The organism is Tumebacillus lipolyticus (genome assembly GCF_042682745.1).
GTDB classification, from domain to species: domain Bacteria; phylum Bacillota; class Bacilli; order Tumebacillales; family Tumebacillaceae; genus Tumebacillus_A; species Tumebacillus_A lipolyticus.
In genome coordinates, this window is sequence record NZ_JBHUIO010000005.1 from 658,217 (window position 1) to 678,225 (window position 20,009).

6 protein-coding genes are annotated in these 20,009 nt (G+C 60.2%); 4 read left to right on the forward strand and 2 right to left on the reverse strand.

Annotated features, from left to right (window positions below; all coding sequences use genetic code 11):
• The first annotated feature begins 236 nt into the window (after positions 1-236).
• From ACFSOY_RS08415 to ACFSOY_RS08430, 4 genes are read left to right on the forward strand one after another with little or no spacing between them, the layout of a single operon-like run.
• Positions 237-737: a GNAT family N-acetyltransferase gene (locus ACFSOY_RS08415; protein ID WP_386045617.1), complete on the forward strand. Its 501-nt coding sequence runs from the start codon at positions 237-239 to the stop codon at positions 735-737.
• Positions 738-744: 7 nt separating this feature from the next.
• On the forward strand, positions 745-1,242 hold the full coding sequence (locus ACFSOY_RS08420) for a phage tail protein (protein WP_386045619.1): 498 nt from the start codon (positions 745-747) through the stop codon (positions 1,240-1,242).
• 35 nt (positions 1,243-1,277) lie between these two features.
• Entirely contained in the window at positions 1,278-1,778 is a 501-nt protein-coding gene (locus tag ACFSOY_RS08425) for a phage tail protein (protein ID WP_386045621.1), read from the forward strand.
• A gap of 17 nt (positions 1,779-1,795) precedes the next feature.
• Positions 1,796-2,332 (forward strand): phage tail protein, encoded by a 537-nt coding sequence (locus tag ACFSOY_RS08430; RefSeq protein WP_386045622.1) that lies wholly within the window; start codon positions 1,796-1,798, stop codon positions 2,330-2,332.
• Between the two features lie 164 nt (positions 2,333-2,496).
• Here the strand turns inward: ACFSOY_RS08430 and ACFSOY_RS08435 are convergent, their stop codons facing one another.
• Positions 2,497-3,783, reverse strand: coding sequence for an MFS transporter (locus tag ACFSOY_RS08435; protein ID WP_386045624.1), 1,287 nt, complete (start codon positions 3,781-3,783; stop codon positions 2,497-2,499).
• A 110-nt stretch (positions 3,784-3,893) separates the two neighbouring features.
• Positions 3,894-19,217 (reverse strand): amino acid adenylation domain-containing protein, encoded by a 15,324-nt coding sequence (locus ACFSOY_RS08440; protein ID WP_386045626.1) that lies wholly within the window; start codon positions 19,215-19,217, stop codon positions 3,894-3,896.
• Positions 19,218-20,009 lie beyond the last annotated feature (792 nt).

Below are 20,009 nucleotides of genomic sequence, written 5' to 3' on the forward strand. Positions count from 1 at the left end.
AAGATAAATGACTTCGAACTTTTCCCTTTTCCTCACCCCCCCGTTGAGGCTTGAAAAACTGTCTATTTTACCTCTTTTATCATAATGCATCGCTGAATACAGGTAAACCTCATCAAAGAAAAAATTAGGTTATAAAACCACTTTTACCAAATCGATAATGATTGTTGAAAGGGGCTGTGCTATAATCTTCCCATCAAGATCATACCACCCAAAAATTGCTGATCATGGAGAAAAAGATGGTCGAACTTTCTCAAGCTCTTCCTGAACAGGATTCGTTCCTGTTTGACCTGTATGCGAGCACGCGGAGAGCGGAGCTTCAGGCGTGGGGATGGGACGAGCAGATGCAACAGCAGTTTTTGCAGATGCAGTGGACCGCTCAACAGCGCTCCTACGCCATGCAGTATCCGGCTGCAGATCACTCGCTAATTCTTTATCGGAATCTTCAGGTAGGTAGGTTGCTCGTCGCCCGCTCCGATGAAGAGATCGTGCTGGTCGACATCGCGCTGCTCCCTGATTTCCAAAACATAGGAATCGGCGCTTTTCTGATTCGACAGCTGCAGGAGGAAGCGGCAGCATCTGCGCGTCCGCTGCGGCTCAGCGTCCTTTCCACCAACCCGGCGCGCCGCCTGTACGACCGCACTGGTTTCGTGCAGACCGCAGAGAACGGGTTGCACATCCGCATGGAATGGCTGGCACCTCAGGTGTCCAAGCCTTCCCATTATAATGACATGAGGTGACACAACGATGAGCGAATCCTATTTGGGCGAAATTCGCATGTTTGCGGGCAATTTCGCTCCGCAGGGCTGGGCCCTGTGCAATGGTCAGTTGTTGAGCATTGCTGAAAACGAAGCGCTGTTTGCCCTGCTCGGCACCACCTACGGTGGGGACGGACAGACCACCTTCGCCTTGCCAGACCTGCAAGGCCGGGTTGCAATTCACCCGAACACCACCTATGTGCGCGGTACAAAAGGTGGATCTGAGACGGTGACCGTGGTCGCGAATCAACTGCCGCAGCACACGCACATCGCCAACGCCAACAACACCTTATCCGACGGGGATACGTCTGCCAATGCCATCTGGGGCAAAACGATCCACACCAACTTCGGAAGCGGCACCACGCAAAACATGAGCGCGCAAACGATTGCATCTGTCGGCGGCAACCAACCGCATGAGAACATGATGCCGACGACCACCATCTCCTTCATCATCTCGCTGTACGGCATCTTCCCGCCCCAATCTTAAAATGACCGACCATCAACCATTGAGGAGGAATTCTCATGTCAGAACCGTTCGTGGGTGAAATCCGCCTGTTCGCCAACAACTATGCCCCGCGAGGCTGGATGTTTTGTGAAGGGCAAATCCTGCAGATCAATCAGAACCAAGCGCTCTATTCTCTGCTCGGCGCCGTCTATGGTGGCAACGGTGTGACGACGTTCGCCTTGCCAGACTATCGCGGCCGCGTGCCGATCCATGTCAGCCAATCCATTCCACTCGGTACTGCTCAAGGGGAAGCGACACACATCTTGACCGTCAATGAGATGCCGCAGCACACGCATCAGGTATCAGGTTCCAACGCTTCCAATGCCCCATCTCCAGCCAACAACACATGGGGCTCAGGTACAGATTTGAATGCATACGGTCCAGCTGAAACGATGGTGCAGATGAACCAAGCGGCGATCGGCACCGCAGGGGGTAGCCAACCGCACAACAACATGCAGCCTTATCTGGTGCTGAACTATGCGATTGCAGTCCAAGGCATTTTCCCAAGCAGAAATTAAAGGAGGGTCGATCGAACATGGCAGACGCATATATTGGTGAGATTCGAATTTTTGCAGGCAACTTCGCTCCCAAAGGTTGGGCTTTATGCAACGGTCAACTGTTGCCGATTCAGCAAAACCCAGCGCTCTATTCCATCCTCGGCGTGCAGTACGGCGGCGACGGTAAGACGACCTTCGCCCTGCCGAACCTGATGGGCAATGCGGCGATGAATCAAGGTGCTGGCCAAGGTCTGACGCCGCGCACCACGATGGGTCAGCAGGTCGGCGCCTCGACCGTCACGCTGCTCAGCACGCAAATCCCTGCCCATACGCACATCCCGCAGGCGATCGTCGGAGATGGTTCAACTGGCGATCCGCAGGGCAATATCTGGGCTCAGCTCCCGGATGACCCGTTCAACCCACCTCCGAATCTCTACGATCCAACCCCGAACGTCCCAATGTCCCCGTTGGCATTGAACGTAGCCGGCGGGACGCAGGCGCACAACAACATGCAGCCGTTCATCGCGCAGAATTTTATCATCTGCTTGCAGGGTGAATTCCCGAGCCGCGGCTAGTTTCACAGATAGGGAGCGATCCCCTGTCGTTCACACCGCCGTCCGTACCGTACAGGATACGAGGCTTGATGATCAAAAGTGAATCGGGGGAAGTCGTTCCGCTCAAGCTGAAAAGCCCTTGGAAACGCCAGTCGGCGAGTCCAAGGGCTTTTATTTGTATTGGATTACGACACCGAAGCGCTCTCCCCATCCGGTTGCACCAGCGGTTTGTGCCCAGCGACGAGGCGCGGGAGCACGACCAGCACGCAGAGCGCGATCAAGGTCATCAGCGCACCCGCTGCGGCGAAGACGCCGCCGACGCCGATAAACTTCGCCAGCGCCGCGCCGATCGCCGGAGCGGCCAGCATCGAACCGTTGGAAATCGCGCTGGCGACGCCGGAGACGCGGCCCATCAGATGGTTGGGCGTCTCCGTCTGCAGGATGTAGCCGAAGGGCACGGTAGCCGCCGCCCCGACCACACCGAAGACGAGGAAGGTCAGCACCCACAGCGACACGTGCGTCACCACATGACCGAGGCCGCCAAAGCCGATCAGGATGTTGATCAGGCCGAGGAACACGGCGGCGATGACGATAAACTGCAGCGGATTTTTTCGCCAAAACGCAAACTGTCCGGCGACGATCGCGCCGACGATGTTGCCGAAGCCGATCGCGCTCATCAGCAGGCCGTAGGACGACTCTCCAAGCCCGATGCCCTTCGCCCACAGCGCCAGCATCCCATCATAGAGAAAGATCATGAAAAATCCGACGCCGAGCAGCAGGATGGCCATCGCCAGAATCCGCCTGCTGCGGATATGTTGCAAGCCTTCGCCAAACTCAGCCCAAAAGCTGGTTTTCTCCCTGTTCTCCCGGTTGGGCTCATTCTGCAAGCGCGGCAGGCGCATCAGAAAGATCGCGGCGATGATCAGGATCACCAGCTCTACCCCGAAGACCACCTGCGGTGAGGAGTAGGCGACGATCACGCCGCCGAGCACCGGGGCCAGCACTTGCGTCAATCGCGTGGACAGCTCGCCCAGCGTGACCGCCCCCGGCAGCAGTTGTTCCGGCACGATGCTCCTGATCGCGCCCTGACGCGCTGGGACGAGCATCACGCCCAAGACGCCGCGCAAAAAGATCAGCGGCAAGAGGACATACAGATTGGGCGCGAAAAGAAAGCCTGCCGTCACGAGCAGTTTTGCCAAGACGAGATAGATCATCAGCGGTCTCCGCGGCAAACGGTCGACCCAGACGCTGACCAGCGGCCCGATGAACACCCACGGGATGCCGACTGTGATCATCAGTGCGGCGATCGCTTCCGGCCCGTGCTGCCAAACGTAGACGAGCAAAACGGTCAGCGCGGTGAAGTCCAGCCAGTTGCTGAGATCGGTAAACACCTGTCCGCCAAACAGCAGGCGAAACGGCCGTAGCTTGAGAGGGGCTAAGATCGAGGGCGAGGCTGTGTTCGTATCGCTCATAGGGCTTCCACCTTTCTTCCTTCTTGCATATGTCATTCGCGAAGGGCCGTCCGCCCTGCGATCGCCAGCTACTATCGACCGCAGGACAGTTACCCGTTTTCAAAATCGAATCAGTCTTCTTGCGCTGCTAAATGCCGCTCGTTGATCGGATCGAGATAGAGGTTCAGACGATCGGCGAGCACTTGGACGTTTGGCGCTTCGAGCATGCTGTTGTGATCGCCCGGAATCTCGTGCACATCCGCCCCGCCTTCGATCAGGTCGAGCCAGTACGGCGTTGCATCTGGCAGCGATGGCGACTTCTCCGCTGCCATGAACATCGCGATCGTGCCGGAGCCTGGGGTCGGGCGGTAGCGGTCGAACGCAGTCTTGGTCTTCTTGAAGACGTTCAGCATGCGAGCAAACTTCGGCAGGGTCAGGTCGGGTGGCACGATCTCCGCCACCTTGCCGTGCTGGAGCAATGCGCCCAAGCACTCTTCCAAGCTCAGCTGCGCCAGCGCTTCCAGCATCGCTTCTGTCTGCTCGTCCACATGCGGCAACATCATCTTCGCAAACTCGATCGCAAACAGTTTGTCCGGCAGCTCCTGCTCGCCCGCTTCTGCGTTTGGCACGTTGGTGTCCATGATGGCGACAAATACTGCCTCTTCGCCCTGCTGTTGCAGGAGCTTGGCGATCTCAAAGGAGATCGCGCCGCCGACGCACCACCCTCCGAGCACGTACGGACCTTCCGGCTGAATCTTCTTGATCTCTTGCAAGTAATGTTCTGCCATCGCACCGATCTCCGCGTGCGGTTCGCTCTCATCTTCCAGACCGGGCGCTTGGATGCCGTAGAACGGCTGGTCGGCGCCCAGCGTGCGCGCGAGTTCCATGTACTGCAGGATGCCGCCCGTGCCCGCGTGGATGCAGAAGAACGGCAACCGTGTACCATGCGGTTGCATGGTGATGATCGGCGATTTCGGCTCGTTCGATTCTTCGCTGATCACAGCGGACAGATGTTCGATCGTGCCGCCTTGGAAGAGCACCGAGACCGGGAGATCGCGACCGAAGCGCTTTTCCACCTCTGCCATCAGCTTGACTGCCAGCAGCGAATGACCGCCCAAATCGAAGAAGTTGTCCTTCACGCCGATCGGGCTGGTGTTGAGCAGATCTTCCCACAGGCGCACCAGCGCCATCTCCGTCGAGTTGCGCGGCGGCAGGAACGGCGTCTCCCGCTCTGATGCGAAGCTCTCCGGCGCAGGCAGCGCCTTGCGATCGATCTTGCCGTTTGGCGTCAGCGGCATCGCTTCGAGCTGGACGAAGGCGGACGGCATCATGTAATCGGGCAGTTGCGCTTTGATCGCACTGCGCAATTCGCCGATCAGCAGCGCAGATTGATCCGCTTCGGGCACGAGGTAGGCGATCAGGCGGTTGCCGCCGTCGCGATCCTGTGCGGCGATAACCAGCGCTTCTTTGACGCCCGGATGCTTGGCGATCACCGTTTCGATCTCGCCGAGCTCGATGCGGAAGCCGCGCACCTTCACTTGGAAGTCGTTGCGCCCGAGGAACTCGATCTGCCCATCCTGCAGGTAGCGTGCGCGGTCGCCCGTCTTGTAGACGCGCTGCCCCGGCTGGAACGGATGTGGGAGGAAGCTGGCTGCTGTCAAATCATCGCGGTTGCGATATCCGCGCGCCAAGCTGATCCCACCGATGTACATCTCGCCAGGGACGCCGATCGGCACAGGTTGCATCTGTTTATCCAACAGATAGACCTCCGCATTCGGCACCGGTCGGCCGATCGTCGGCAGCTGCGGTGCCCCCTCCGCAAACGGTGCAACCGGAGCGGATGTGGTGCAGACGGTCGCTTCTGACGGGCCGTACAGGTTGTACAGCGCGAACGGCAGACCGGGCGCCGGGTAGTGACGCAAGCGATCGCCGGCTGAGAACAGATATTGCAAGCGAGCTTCCTGCGGCCAGTCGACAGACAGAATGCCCTCGGCGAGCGGCGTCGGCAGGAAGCAGTGCGTGATCTGGCGCTCCAGCAGGAAGTCGCGCAGTCGCTCCGGCAACAGGCGGGTGTCCTCGTCTGGGATGTGCAGGCATCCCCCGCTGGTCAAACAGGTCCAGATCTCGAAGATCGTCGCGTCAAACGCCACGCCCGCCAGATAGGTGAACCGGGAATCGGGCTGCACATCATACTGCGGATGGTACCAGCTGACCAAGTTGCGCAGATTGCGGTGCTCCGTCTGCACGCCTTTCGGAAGTCCGGTCGAACCGGACGTGTAGATGATGTACGCCAAGTTTGTCGGGCTGGCGGTGTTCGCCAAGTTTTCGTCGCTCTCTGCCGCCAGCAGCTCCTCCGCTTCGTCGAGTAGGAGTGATGGCAAGCTATGCTCTGGCAGCTTGTCCAGCGTGCGATCGTGTGCCAAGAGCACGACCGCGTCGGAGTTGTCGAGCATGTAGCGGATACGATCGCCCGGGTAGCTCGGATCGATCGGCACGTACGCGCCGCCCGCTTTGAGGACGCCGAGCAGGGCGACCAGATTTTCGATCGAGCGCTCCATGCAGACCCCGACCGTCAGCTCTGGGCCGACGCCGAGCTTTTGCAGGCGATGCGCCAAGCGGTTGGCGCGGCGGTTCAGTTCGCCATACGTGATTCTGTTGCCTTCCGCATCTTGGACAGCCACCGCCTCTGGCGTTTGCGCCGCATGCTGTTCGACCAGCTGATGGGTGAGCAGCTCCTGCGGGAAGTCGCGGTAGGTCGCCGCCCACTCTCCGAGCAAGGTCGCCCGTTCCGCTGCCGGCAAGATCGGCAGCAGTCCGATCTCAGCGTCTGGATCGGTGGCGATTCCGGCGAGCAGCACTTGGAAGTGCTCGATCATGCGCGTGATCGTCGCGCTGTCGAACAGGTCGGTGTTGTATTCAAACTCGCCGACCATCCCCGCTTCCGTCTCGGTCATCTGCAAGGTCAGGTCAAACTTGGCAGCGTCCGACTCCACCTGGTACGGCTCCAGCTGCATGCCGGCCGCTTTCAGCTCGGTGAGTCTGACGTTTTGCAGCACGAACATCACTTGGAACAGCGGGTTGCTCCGGCTCAGGTCGCGCTCCAGATCCAGCTCTTCGATCAGCTGCTCCAGCGGCAGGTCTTGGTGCGCATAAGCGCCCAGGGTCACGCCGCGCACCCGCTTCAGCAGATCGCGGAAGCTCGGGTTGCCCGACAGGTCGGTGCGCAGGGCCAGCGTGTTGATGAAGAAGCCGATCAGCCCTTCGATCTCCTCGCGGTTGCGACCTGCGATCGGCGATCCGACGATGATGTCCTCCTGCTCGGCATAGCGATGGAGCAAGGTGTTGAAGGCGGCCAACAGCGTCATGAACAGGGTGGCGCCCTCCTTGCGGCTCAGTTCGAGCAGGTCTTGACTCAGCGCTTGTGGCACGTAAAACTTCTGCGTCGAGCCGCGGTTGCTCTGCATCGCGGGACGCGGTCGATCGGTCGGCAATTGCAAGGTTGGCAGATCGCCGCCGAGCTGTTGCTTCCAGTAGCTCAGCTGCTTGTCCAGCACGTCGCCTTGCAACCAGCTCCGCTGCCATGCGGCAAAGTCTGCATATTGGATCGGCAGTGGAAGCAGCTCTGGTTCAACGCCTTCGCTGTAGGCGGCATACAGCGTGAGCAGCTCGCGGATCAGCACGTCGGTCGACCAGCCGTCGGCGACGATGTGGTGCATGTTGAGCAGCAGCAGGTGCTCCTCTTGCCCGATGCGCAGCAGCGAGGTGCGGATCAGCGGGCCTTCGGACAGGTCGAACGGCTGTGTCGCTTCTGCCACCGCCAAGCGGTGCGCTTCTGCTGTCCGCTCCTGCGCCGACAAGTGTTGCAAGTCGATGATCGACAACGGCAGCTCAAGTTCGGCGCGAATCATTTGATACGGCTGACCGTCCGTTTGGCTGAACGTAGTGCGCAGCGCTTCATGACGGCTGACGATGCTCTGGAAGCAGCGCTTCAGCACGTCTGCGTCCAATCGGCCACAGATTCGCTGGGCGGAGAACATGTTGTAGGCGTGGTTGTTCGCCTGCAGCTGATCCATGAACCACAGCCGCTGTTGCGCAAACGAGACGGGCGCTTTTTCTGCGCTCACATCGGTGGTCGCGCTCTCCCCAGCAGCTTCCTCTTCGCTTGCCTGAGCGCAGTTTTCCACGCGCTCTCGGGCGACGGGAACGATCGGTGGCGCTTCGATTCCGATCGGCTGCGCTTGCAGTTCCACGATGCGCTCTGCCAGCATGTCGACAGTCGGCGTGTGGAACAGCGCTTGCAGCGGCACTTCCACGCCGAACGCGCTTCGCAGACGGGAGATCAGCTGTGTCGCCAACAGCGAGTGGCCACCCAGTTCAAAGAAGCTGTCGCGAATCCCGACCTGCTCCCGCCCGAGCACTTCTGCAAACATCGCGCTCAGGCGCGCTTCCATCGCCGAGCGCGGTGCCGCATGCGCTTCGGTCAGCTCAGCTGACAGGTCGGGAGCTGGGAGGCTGCGACGATCCACTTTTCCGTTCGGCGAGAGCGGCAACGCCTCCATCAGCGAGTAGACGGCAGGCACCATGAACTCCGGGAGCTTCGCCTGCAGGTATTCGCGCAGTTCCCGCGCTTCCAAGTGCGCGCCCGGTTCAGGCTGCACGTAGGCGACGAGCGCTTTCGTCTTCAGCACGTCGTCGCGGGCGATGACGGCGGCGATGTTCACGCTCGGATGCTGGCGGAGCACCGCTTCCACTTCGCCCAGTTCGACGCGGAAGCCGCGAATCTTCACTTGGTTGTCCACCCGCCCGAGGTACTCGATGCTGCCATCTTCCAGATAGCGCACCGAGTCTCCACTTCTGTAGAGGCGGGGCGCTGTTGCCGCTTCGGCGGACAGCGGGTTTTGGATAAATCGTTCTGCCGTCAGCTCCGGACGGCCGTAGTATCCGTCGGCCAGCACCACCCCGCCGATGAACAGCTCGCCTGGCACGCCGATCGGCACCGGCTGATGTGCCCTGTCCAAAATGTAGAGCTTGGTGTTGGCGATCGGTCGGCCGATCGGCGGCAGGGCCGGCCATGCGGACGGATCGCCAGTCAGCGTGTGGAACGTGACGACATGGCTTTCGGTCGGGCCGTACTGATTGCTAAGCGTGACGCCGTCCATCCGCTGGAACCAGCTCACGATGTGCCGCGTGATCTGCAGCTGCTCGCCTGCCGTCATGATCTGGCGCAGGCGGGTTGGAACGATCTCCTCCTGTGCACCGATCTCCGCCAGATGGTGCAGGGCGACAAACGGCAGGAAGGCGCGCTCGACCGCTTGCTCGACCAGAAAGCGCAGCAGGGCCAGCGAGTTGCGCCGAACCTCATCTGACGCGATCACCAGCGTGCCGCCGCTGCTGAGCGTGCTGAAGATCTCATGGAACGACGCATCAAAATTGATCGAGGCGAACTGCATCGTCCGCGCTGGTTCGAACTCCCACTCGGCCAGCTGCCAAGCGATCAGGTTAGTCATCGGGGCGTGTGCCATCGCCACACCTTTCGGCCGTCCTGTGGAGCCGGAGGTGAACAGAATGAAACAGAGGTCGACCGGACGAACAGCGCTCGTCGGGTTGGCGGTGTGGGCATCGTCGATGGCGAGCGTCACGTTTTCCGCCTGCCTCGACTCTGCCGCCTTTGACAGATCGGATGCGCTGGTAAGCCTGCCTTTTTCGTCGAGCGCCACGATCGCCGCGCCATGCGCTGGCAAGATATCGACCAGATGCGGGCGCGTCACCAGCACAGCCAAGTCGGTGTCCTCCAGCATGAACGCCAGGCGATCTGCCGGATAGGTCGGGTCGAGCGCGACGTAGACGCCGCCCGCTTTGAGAATCGCCAACATGCCGACGACCGTCGCCAGCGAGCGATCGGTGCAGAGCCCGACCGGCGTGTTCGGGGCGACGCCGAGCGCTTGCAGTCGATGTGCCGCGATGTTGGCCCGTTCGTTCAGCTCGCGGTAGGTCAGCTGCTCCTCGCCGCAGATGACCGCGATTTCATCAGGCGTGAGCGCCGCTTGGCGCTCCACCGGCTTGTGGACGCACAGCTCTCCGTCTGCGAAGGTAACGTCTGTGTCGTTCCACGCTTTCAACAGCTGTTCCGACTCCGCCGCTGTCAAAAGCGGCAGTTGCACCAGCTTCGCCGTCGGATCTTCGGCGATCCCTTGCAGCAAGCTGGTGAAGTGGTTGAGGAGTCGCCCGATCGTCGAGGCGTTAAACAGGTCGGTGTTGTATTCGAGCAAACCTTGCAAGCCGTGCTCCATCTCGGTCATCGAGAGCAACAGGTCAAACTTGGCCGTCGCCGTGTCGCTGATCGCAAGCGGCGTCAAGGTCAGGTCGGTCGCTTCCATGCGCTCCATCGGCGCGTTTTGCAGCACGAACATCACCTGGAACAGCGGCGAATGGCTCAGCGAGCGCTCCGGTTGCAGCTCTTCGACCACCTTTTCAAACGGCAGATCCTGATGAGCATACGCTTGCAGCGCCGTCTCCCGCGTTTGCTGCAGCAGTTCGCGCCAGCTCATCTCCGGGGACAGCTGAGCGCGCATGACCAGCGTGTTGACGAAGAAGCCGATCAAGCTTTCGATCTCCAAGCGAGTGCGGTTGGCGATCGGCGTGCCGACCAAGATGTCCTCCTGCCCCGAATAGCGATAGAGCAGCGTTTGGAAAGTGCTGAGCAACGTCATGAACAGGGTGGCACCTTCCGCTTGGCTGATTCGGTTGAGGGCGGCTGTCAGCTCAGCCGACAGAACGAAGCGCTCGCTGGCACCGCGATAGGTCTGCACCGCCGGGCGCGGACGGTCGGTCGGCAGTTGCAGGACGGGCGGGTTGTTGCCGAGCTGCTGTCTCCAGTACGCCAGTTGCTCCTCAAGCGCCGCTCCCTGCATCCAATCGCGCTGCCACAGCGCATAGTCTGCAAATTGCACCGCGAGTTCCGGCCATGCGGGCGCTGTTCTGTCGTCCTGTAAACTCGCTTCGTAGCCGGTGATCAACTCGCCGATCAGGATGCCCATCGACCAGCCGTCGGAGATGATGTGATGCATGGTCAGCAACAGCACATGCTCCGCATCCGCAAGTTGGAGCAAGGTCAATCGGAGCAGCGGGCCTGTCGCCAGATCGAACGGCGTTTGCGCTTCTTCCTTCGCCAGTCGCACCGTCTCCCGTTCCTGCTCGTCCGTTTGCATGCCGCGCAGGTCGATCACAGTCAGCTGTAGATTCAGCTGCGGCGCGATCGCCTGCACCGGTTTGTCATCGACGACGCGGAAGGCGGTGCGCAGCGCTTCGTGGCGGGCGACCACAGCGTTTACGCTCGCTTCCAGCGCGGCGAGGTGCAATCGTCCGCTCAGGCGCACAGCGTCGCTGATGTTGTAGACGCTGCTCTCCGGCTGGAACTGGTCGAGGAACCAGAGCCGCTCCTGCGAGAACGAGAGCGGCATGCTTTGCGCCTGTTCCTCCGTCCGTGCAACGGGGAGGAGCGGCGGCAGTTGCATACCAGATTGCTGCTCGGCAGCGATGTGTTCAGCCAATCCTGCAACGCTCGGCGCTTCGAAGAAAGTTCGCAGCTGCAGTTGCACCTGACAGGCGGTGGCGATGCGCGAGACCGCTTGAGTCGCCAGCAGCGAATGGCCGCCCAGTTCAAAAAAGTTGTCGTGCACGCCTACTCGCTCGATCTGGAGGACGTCCGCCAAGATCGCCGACACTCGCTTCTCCAACTCGGTGCGCGGCGCCACATAGGGGCGATCCAGCTCACTGCGCTTCAGCTCGGGCTCCGGCAAGGCCTGACGGTCGATTTTGCCGTTTGCGGTGATCGGAAACGCATCAAGCACCACAAAGGCGGATGGTACCATGTAAGGCGGCAGTTTGCTTTTCACATGGCTGCGCAACTGGGCGATCCATCTCGCCTCCTGCTTGCTCTGCAGCGGTTCGTTGGCGTAGGCGTTCCACGGTTGACGCTCCGCGCCGACGCCCACGTGCAGGGCGGAGAGCGGGATCAGTTCCGCTTCTCCCCAGCAGGTCAGGCTCGCAGTTGAATGCTCCCTCACCTCAGCGCTCACATCGCCTGTGCATGCTTGCGGCAGTCGGGTGAACAGCACATTGTAACTGCCGTCCACTGCACCGCGCTGCCAATCGATGCGAACCGCATACGGAAGTTCTTCCTCCAGCGTGAAAAACGCCTCTGGGTGCAACGCCATCTGCCCGTCAACCGCTGTGAGCGCGTGCGTTTCCATCAACTCCGCTTGCTGGGCGCGGAAAGCTCCCACCGTCTCCGGCCCCTCTGACCGCTTCAGCCATTCGAGCGCCTGCACGTGCGCAGTCAAGCGTTCGTTCAGAATGCCTTGCAACAGCAGCGCTTGCGGCGCTTGTTCCACCAGATATTCGCGGACATCAGTGACCGAACGGTCAGCTTCCTGCCACCTGATGCTGTGAACCACCTTTTCTTCCTGCGATTGCGCGGCGACCGCGACAGGCGCTGTCGATCCAGTTGGCTGATCCGCTTCGCTTGCCGATGCTGTCGGCGACACAGCGCTTTGTTCGGCGCGGATCGACTTGGCAGGGAACAGATCGGAACTGTTTTCACTCTCCCCCACCGTCAGCACCACATCGTAGCGATACCCGGTGAGCTCATTGTCTTCATACCCGCGCTTCAGCTGCACCTCAACACCGGTGATCTGCGGCCATTCGACCATCAGCGCTTCAAAAAACGCCGGGTCGAGCGTCAGTTCCTTCTCCTGGACGAGGCTCGCCTCCCACTTCTGCACCAGCTCTTTTTTGCTCATGCTGTCTGGAGCTTGATGCAGTTGCACCGCCGCGTGGAAAACTTCCAACAGCGCATACTGGCGCACATCGCCGAGGAAGAGGTGTCCGCCTGGCTTCAGCACGCGCAACGCTTCTTCGATCACCTGCAGCAGGTAGTCGACGCTGGGGAAATATTGCAGCACTGAGTTGATCACCACCGTGTCAAACGCTGCCGTCTCCATCAGTTCCACGCTTTCGGCCGCCTTGCCGTGCACAAGCTCCACGGTGTTTGCTAGGCCAAGGCGCGGCAGGTGCGCTTCGATCATCGCCAGCGCTTTTTGCGAGAGGTCGATGCCCACATACTGTTCGCAGTCGGGAGCGATCCGGTAGAGCAGCATGCCGGTGCCACAGCCGATCTCCAGCACGCGCTGTGGCTTCAGATCTTGAATGCGCTCGACCGTCCGCTCCACCCAGATGCGCATCTCGTCCGCCGGAATCATCTCGCCATCGAACGTGCTGTTCCAGCCTGCGATGTGCAGGGTCGGGTCGTCTGTCAACAGCGGCTGGCTGTACGTTTCGTCAAACACCAGCTCCCACTGCTCCAGGCGCTCCTGCTTTTGCTCTTCCTCCTGCTCCACAGACACTTCTCGCGCTTCCTGCTGCACCACGTAGGCGACCAACTGCTTGTCGCCGCGCGCATCGGGGCGCGCCAACACCACCGACTCCAAGACGCTCTGATGCTGGTCGAGCACCGCTTCGATCTCACCGAGCTCGATGCGGAACCCGCGGACTTTGACCTGATTGTCCACGCGGCCGATAAACTCGATGTTGCCATCCGCCATGTAGCGACCTTGGTCGCCAGTGCGGTAGAGGCGCAGTCCGGTGCGCGGGTGGGTGATGAAGCTGGCGTTCGTCTTCTCTTCATCGCGCCAGTATCCGAGCGCCAAGCCGATGCCCCCGATGTACAGATCTCCCGCCACGCCGATCGGGCAGGGTTCGAACGCATCGTTCAAGATGTAAAACTGCTGGTTTTTCATCGGTCGGCCATAAGGAATGCTCTTCCACGCCGGATCGATCTCGCGGATCGGGTACAGGATCGACCAGATCGACGCTTCTGTCGCTCCGCCCAAGCTGTACGTTTCGATGCTCGGCACCAACTGCTTCAGGTGAACGGGCAGCGTCAGCGGAATCCAGTCGCCGCTCATCATCACCAGCCTGAGCGATTGCGACAGCGACTTGCCGGTCTCGCGCACATGTTCGACCAGTATTTTGGCCAGCGCGGGCGCAGAGTTCCAGATCGTGATGCGCTCCTGTTCCACCAATTCCGTCCAGTAGGCAGGATCGCCCTGCTTGCTCGTGTCGGGGATCACCACCGTGCCGCCGACAGCCAGCGTCCCGAACAGGTCGTACACAGACAGGTCGAAGCTGAGCGACGAAAGCGCCAACACGCGATCTTCCTCCGTGACCCCGAAGCGCTCGTTGATGTCGAGACAGGTGTTCACCGCCCCTTGATGGTCGATGACGACGCCCTTTGGCAGCCCGGTGGAGCCGGACGTGAAGATCACGTAGGCGATGTCGCGCTTGCCCTGAACGGTCGTGAGCGGCGTGTCGGCATAGCTCGCCATCTGGTCGCCATCCACCGCCAAGCGCTGCACATGATCGGGCCATGCCAACCGCTCGTCCACCCAGGACTGGTTGAGCACCACTTCCACTTCTCCCTGCTTCAGCAGGTGCCAGATGCGGTCTTGCGGCAGCGTCGGGTCGATCGGCAGATAGGCGGCGCCTGCCCGCAGGATGCCGAGTACGGCGACCACCTGCTCCCACCCTTTCTCCATCGCGACCGCGACGAGGCGGTTCGGCTGTGCGCCGAGGTCGCGCAACAGATGCGCCACTCGGTTGGCGCGACGATCCAGCTCCGCATAGCTCATCGTCCCTGCCACCGAGACGATCGCGGTGCGCTCCGGCGTCTTCGCCGCCTGCTTGTCGAACAGCGTGTGCAACAGCTCGTCCGACACCTCTCCATCCGTATCGTTCCAGAGCGCCATCCGCTCCTGCTCTAACTGGGTCAGCATCGGCAGTTCGGCGATCTTCTGCGCCGGATTGTCCACGATGCTCTCCAGCAAGGTCAGGTAATGCCCGCTCATCCGCTCAATCGTCGTTGCTTCAAACAGATCCGAATTGTATTCAAAACGCCCGACGAAGCCGTCCGCTTCCTCGACGATGTACAGCGTCAGGTCGAACTTGGAGGTGTTGTTGAGGAAGAGCGTGAAGTCAACGTTCGCATCGTTGTCTGCCTCCACCGCATGCAGTTCCAGACCTGGCAAGGCCAGTGCGTCCATCGGCGCATTTTGCAACACGAACACCACTTGGAACAGCGGGTTGTAGCTGAGGCTCCGCTCCGGCTGGATCTCCTCCACCAAGCGCTCAAACGGCAGGTCTTGATGCGCATACGCATCGAGCGTCACCTGGCTGACGCGATTCAGCAGTTCGGCAAATGTCGGATTGCCCGACAGATCGTTGCGGTGCACCAGCGAGTTGACAAAAAATCCGATCAGATGCTCGATCTCGCTCCGATTGCGGTTGGCGATCGGCGAGCCGACCAGCAGATCTTCCTGACCCGTGTAGCGGTAGAGCAGCGTGTTGAACGCCGCCAACAGCGTCATGTAGAACGTCACACCCTGCTGCTTGCTATAAGCGGCGAGCGAATCGGTGACAGCTGGTGGCAGTTTGAACTTCAGCGTGGCTCCCTCGAACGTCTGCACCGCTGGGCGCGGACGGTCGGTCGGCAGTTGCAGCATCGGCAGATCGCCGCCCAACTGCCGTTTCCAATAGCCGAGCTGCTGGTCGAGCACCTCGCCTTGCAACCAGTCGCGCTGCCACTGGGCAAAATCGGCATACTGGATCGAAAGCGGCTGAAGTGGCGAAGGTTGCTCTTGGACAAAAGCGGTGTAGAGCGCAGAAAACTCCTGGATCAGCACGCCCATCGACCAGCCGTCTGCCGCGATGTGATGGATCGTGACGAGCAGAATGTGCTCCTCCTCAGTCAGCTGCAACAGCTTGGCACGCACCAGCGACCCTTTTTCCAGATCGAACGGTGCGCCCGCCTCTTCCAGCACCAGACGCATCGCCTGCGCCTCGCGATCCGCCTCTGGGATGTCACGCAGATCTGCAAACGGCAACAGCAAGACCGATTCCGGCGCGATCACCTGCACCGGCTCGCCGTCGACGAGCGCAAACGAAGTGCGCAATACCTCATGGCGGTTGACGATCTCCTGCAGTGCCTGCCGAAGCGCCGCCACCTGCAAAGTGCCGCGCAGCCGCACACCCATCGGGATGTTGTACAGACTGCTGCCCGGCTCAAAGCGATCGATAAACCACAGCCGCTGCTGGGCGAACGATAACGGCAGCTTGCCTGCTCTCGGCATCGGCCGAATCTGTGCGGTCTCGCCTTGCCCAGCAGATGCTTCCCTCACTTGCCGCTCGATCTGCTGCGCCAACTTTTCCACCGTCGACGCTTCCGCAAACAGCAGACGCAACGGCAGTTCCACGCCAAACCCGTTGCGGATGCGCGACATCAACTGCGTTGCGAGCAGCGAATGGCCGCCAAGATCGAAAAAGCTGTCCTGCACGCCGACTTCTGCTACGCCGAGCACTTCGCTGAACATGCTTGCCACCCGCTGTTCCGTCTCGGTGCGCGGTGCAACAAAAACGTTGTCCACCTCGCGCGTTCCGTCCGGCTTCGGCAGAGCGCGCAGATCGACTTTGCCGTTGTGCGTCAGCGGCAGTGCTCCCATCTCGACAAAAAAGGTCGGGATCATGTAGCTCGGCAGCTTGCTCACGAGCGCCGCTCGCATGTCGGCAACCGACAGGACTCGCTCCGGCTTGGCGACCACATAGGCGACCAGCACCTGCCCGTCTCCCGTGTCGCCGCGCGCCACCACGACCGCTTCCTGCACCTCAGCTTGTGCAGCCAACGCCGCTTCGATCTCGCCCGGCTCGATCCGATAGCCGCGCACCTTCACCTGATGGTCGATGCGCCCGCGATATTCAAGAGTTCCGTCCGCGCGATACCGCGCCAGGTCGCCCGTCTTGTACAGGCGGTCTGCCACGCCGTCCCCCGCATGCTCCTCGTTGGCAAACGGGTTCGCCAGAAAGCGCTCCGCCGTCAGCTCAGGACGGTTCAGATACCCGCGCGCCACGCCTGCGCCGCCGATGTAAAGCTCCCCGACCGCGCCGATCGGCACGCGATTCAGATGCTTGTCCAGCACATAGAGCTGCGTGTTGGCGATCGGTCGACCGATCGGAATCGATCCTGACAGCGTATCTCCCGCCTGCACCTCGTACACACAGCAGCCGACGACCGTCTCCGTCGGACCGTATTCGTTGAACAAACGCAGCTCCGGGGCGTGCTCACGCCACCACTGGAGGTGTTCGGCCAGCAAATTTTCACCGCCGATGACAAAAGACGCGGTGCAACCGGCCGCCTCGTGCTCTGCCAGCTGATGCTCAAGCAGGTGCAGATGGGCGGGGGTCAGCTTGACTAGGCTAAAGCCACCCTCGGTTCGCAACAGGTCGCCGAGCGCTTCCACATCTGCCTCCTCGGGGAGCAAAACCACCTTTTTCCCGCTCAGCAGCGGCAGGAACAGGCCGGTCACCGTCAAGTCGAACGCTAGCGAAGAGTGCACGGGCGCACCGTGGCCGTCAGCAACAGGGTACTGCGCTCTGCTCCAGAGCAGATAGTTGACCAGACCGCGGTGCTCGATCAGCGTGCCTTTCGGTGTGCCTGTCGAGCCGGAAGTGTAGATCACATAGCACAGGCTGTCCGGCGTTGCCGTGCATGCCAAGTTCTCCGCGCTCTCCAGCTCGATCCGCTCCCACTCCGCATCGAACAGCACCCGCTGCGCCTTCGACTGCGGCAGGCGTTGCGCCAGCCGCTCCTGCGTCAACAGAAGCGGCGCGTTCGCATCTTCCAACAGGAACGCCACGCGCTCTTCTGGGTAGGACGGGTCGATCGGCACATACGCGCCGCCCGCTTTCAAGACGGCCAGCAAAGCGATGACCAGCTCGGCGGAGCGCTCCATGCAGAGGCCGACCAGCACGTCCGGGCCGACGCCGAGCTGCCGCAGATAGCGTGCCGCTCTGTTTGCCCGCCCGTTCAGCTCCGCGTATGTCCACTGTTCTCCGTCCGCTTGCAGCGCCACCGCGTCCGGCGTGCTTGCCGCTTGCTCCTCGAACAGCTGATGAGCACATCGATCTGCTGGATGATCTGCCGCCATGCGGTTCCATCCGTCCAGCAACCGCAGATCTTCCTCTGTCAAAAGCGGAAGTTCGGACAGGCGCAGCTCCGGTCGCTCCGCAGCGCTTTGCACCAAGCGCTCAAAATGACGTGCCATCCGCTCCACCGTCGCCCGCTCAAACAGATCGGTGTTAAATTCCAGCTGCCCCTTGAATTGCCCATCCTCTTCCACCAACGACAGCGTCAAATCATTTTTGGCGGTGCCGCGCTCCACCTGCAACCAATCGATCGTCAATCCGGCCAGCTGCAGATTGGACAGCGGCGCCGTCTCCAGCACGAACATCGCCTGGAACAGCGGCGAGTAGCTCATGTTGCGCTCCGGCCGCAGCTCCTCGACGATCCTTTCAAACGGCACTTCCGAATGCGCGTAGGCATCGAACGCCGTCTTGCCCATCTGCTGCACCAGCTCGCGGAAACTGGGGTTGTCCGCACAGTTGGCGCGCAGCACGATGTTGTTGACGAAGAAGCCGATCAGCCCATCCACCTCTTCCAGATCGCGGTTGGCAACTGGTGAGCCGACCAGAATCTCATCCTGTCCTGTGTATCGATAGAGCAGTGCGTCAAACGCCGCCAACAGCAGGACAAACGGTGTGACCCCTTCGTTTCGGCTCCCCTCATGGACCGCTTGTGTGACATGCGAGGACAGCTCGACCGTCACCGTCGCGCCGCGATAGGTCTGCTCACTGGGACGCGAGCGGTCAAACGGCAACTGCAACACCGGCAGATCGCCCGCCAACTGCCGCTTCCAATAGTCCAGCTGCTCCTCCAGCACCTCCCCCTGCATCCATTCGCGCTGATAGTGGGCAAAGTCTGCATACTGAATCGGCAGCTCCGGCAGCGGCGAAGGCTGCCCACCGCGAAACGCTGCATACAGCGCTGCCAGCTCTTGAATCAGCACCATCACCGACCAACCGTCCGAAATGATATGGTGCATGTTGAGGATCAGCACATGATCCTCAGCTGCCAGCTTCAGCAAGCGAGCGCGAAGCAGCGGCCCTTGTGCCAGATCGAACGCGTGCTGCGCCTCCGCTTCTGCCAGATCTTTTGCCTGCTGTTCGCGCACCGCTTCTGGCAACCCTTGCAGATCGACGATCGGCAAGACGAACGGCTGCTCGCTGCGAACCACCTGCAACAGCTGATCCTGTTGAAAAGAAAAAGTGGTGCGCAAGCTCTCGTGCCGGTTGACGATCTCCGCAAAGCTCTGCTCAAAGGCGGCAACATCAAGTTCCCCGCGAAGGCGTAAGGCGGCTGGCATGTTGTAGATTGTGTTGTGCGGTGTCAGTTGGTCAAGAAACCACAGCCGTTGCTGCGAAAAGGATGCGGGGAACGCGTAGACTTCAACAGCGCTTCCCTTGTTCTGCTGTTCGGCTTGGCTGACTTGTTCGGTAGTTGATTTCATGGGACTGCCTCCTTAACTCAACGTCATGTTTTCATAAAAGCTGTGATAGCAGGGTAGAAACACCTTGTGAACTCAACAAATACTTGGGCCCAGCTCGTTACTTCACACGATGAAAAAAGCTGCATGGGCTGACTCGCACGGGTAAACATTCGAGCGCGGAGGTCTGGCTTTATGAGAACGGCCACATGTGGACATACAAAAAAAGCCTAGCCGCCCTCCGAGCAAGGCCAAAAGGCAAGTCTTCTCGGCTGATCGACAGCTCTTCTTCTGAGCAGCTCGGCAGTTCTCACCGCCCTACACGATATGCAAACCATAGATTCAACCTCCCCCACCCCAGCAATTGATCCGACTCTGTAGGCACCGCCAGTCAACTGTTGAAGCAATACAATATAAGAAACAAAGTCAATATTAGAAAGAAAATTAATTAGATTCGTAATCAATAGAAAATTCGTCACGAAACAAGAAAATACCTTTTATTTTTTATGTATTTTTACGCTACATAAAAATATAATTGTAGTATTTCAAGTGATTTACTTGACATTCAGATCAATAAAATCAATATTTTGGTCAAGAATACTCCAGCAATCATAAATGTTTGGAATGAATATTCTTTTAATGTTCTTCTAGGAAGTGTAATCTTACGCGCCGGAAGCTCTAGCTCGCACTCGCGGCACTCGTATACGGTAAGCGCCTCCTTAACCACGTTGGGATAATATGCCTTTTAAGGATAAGATGGTATAATTGAAGAGGAGATCATCGGGATCAACGCCCGAAGATTAAGGAGGCGGAACA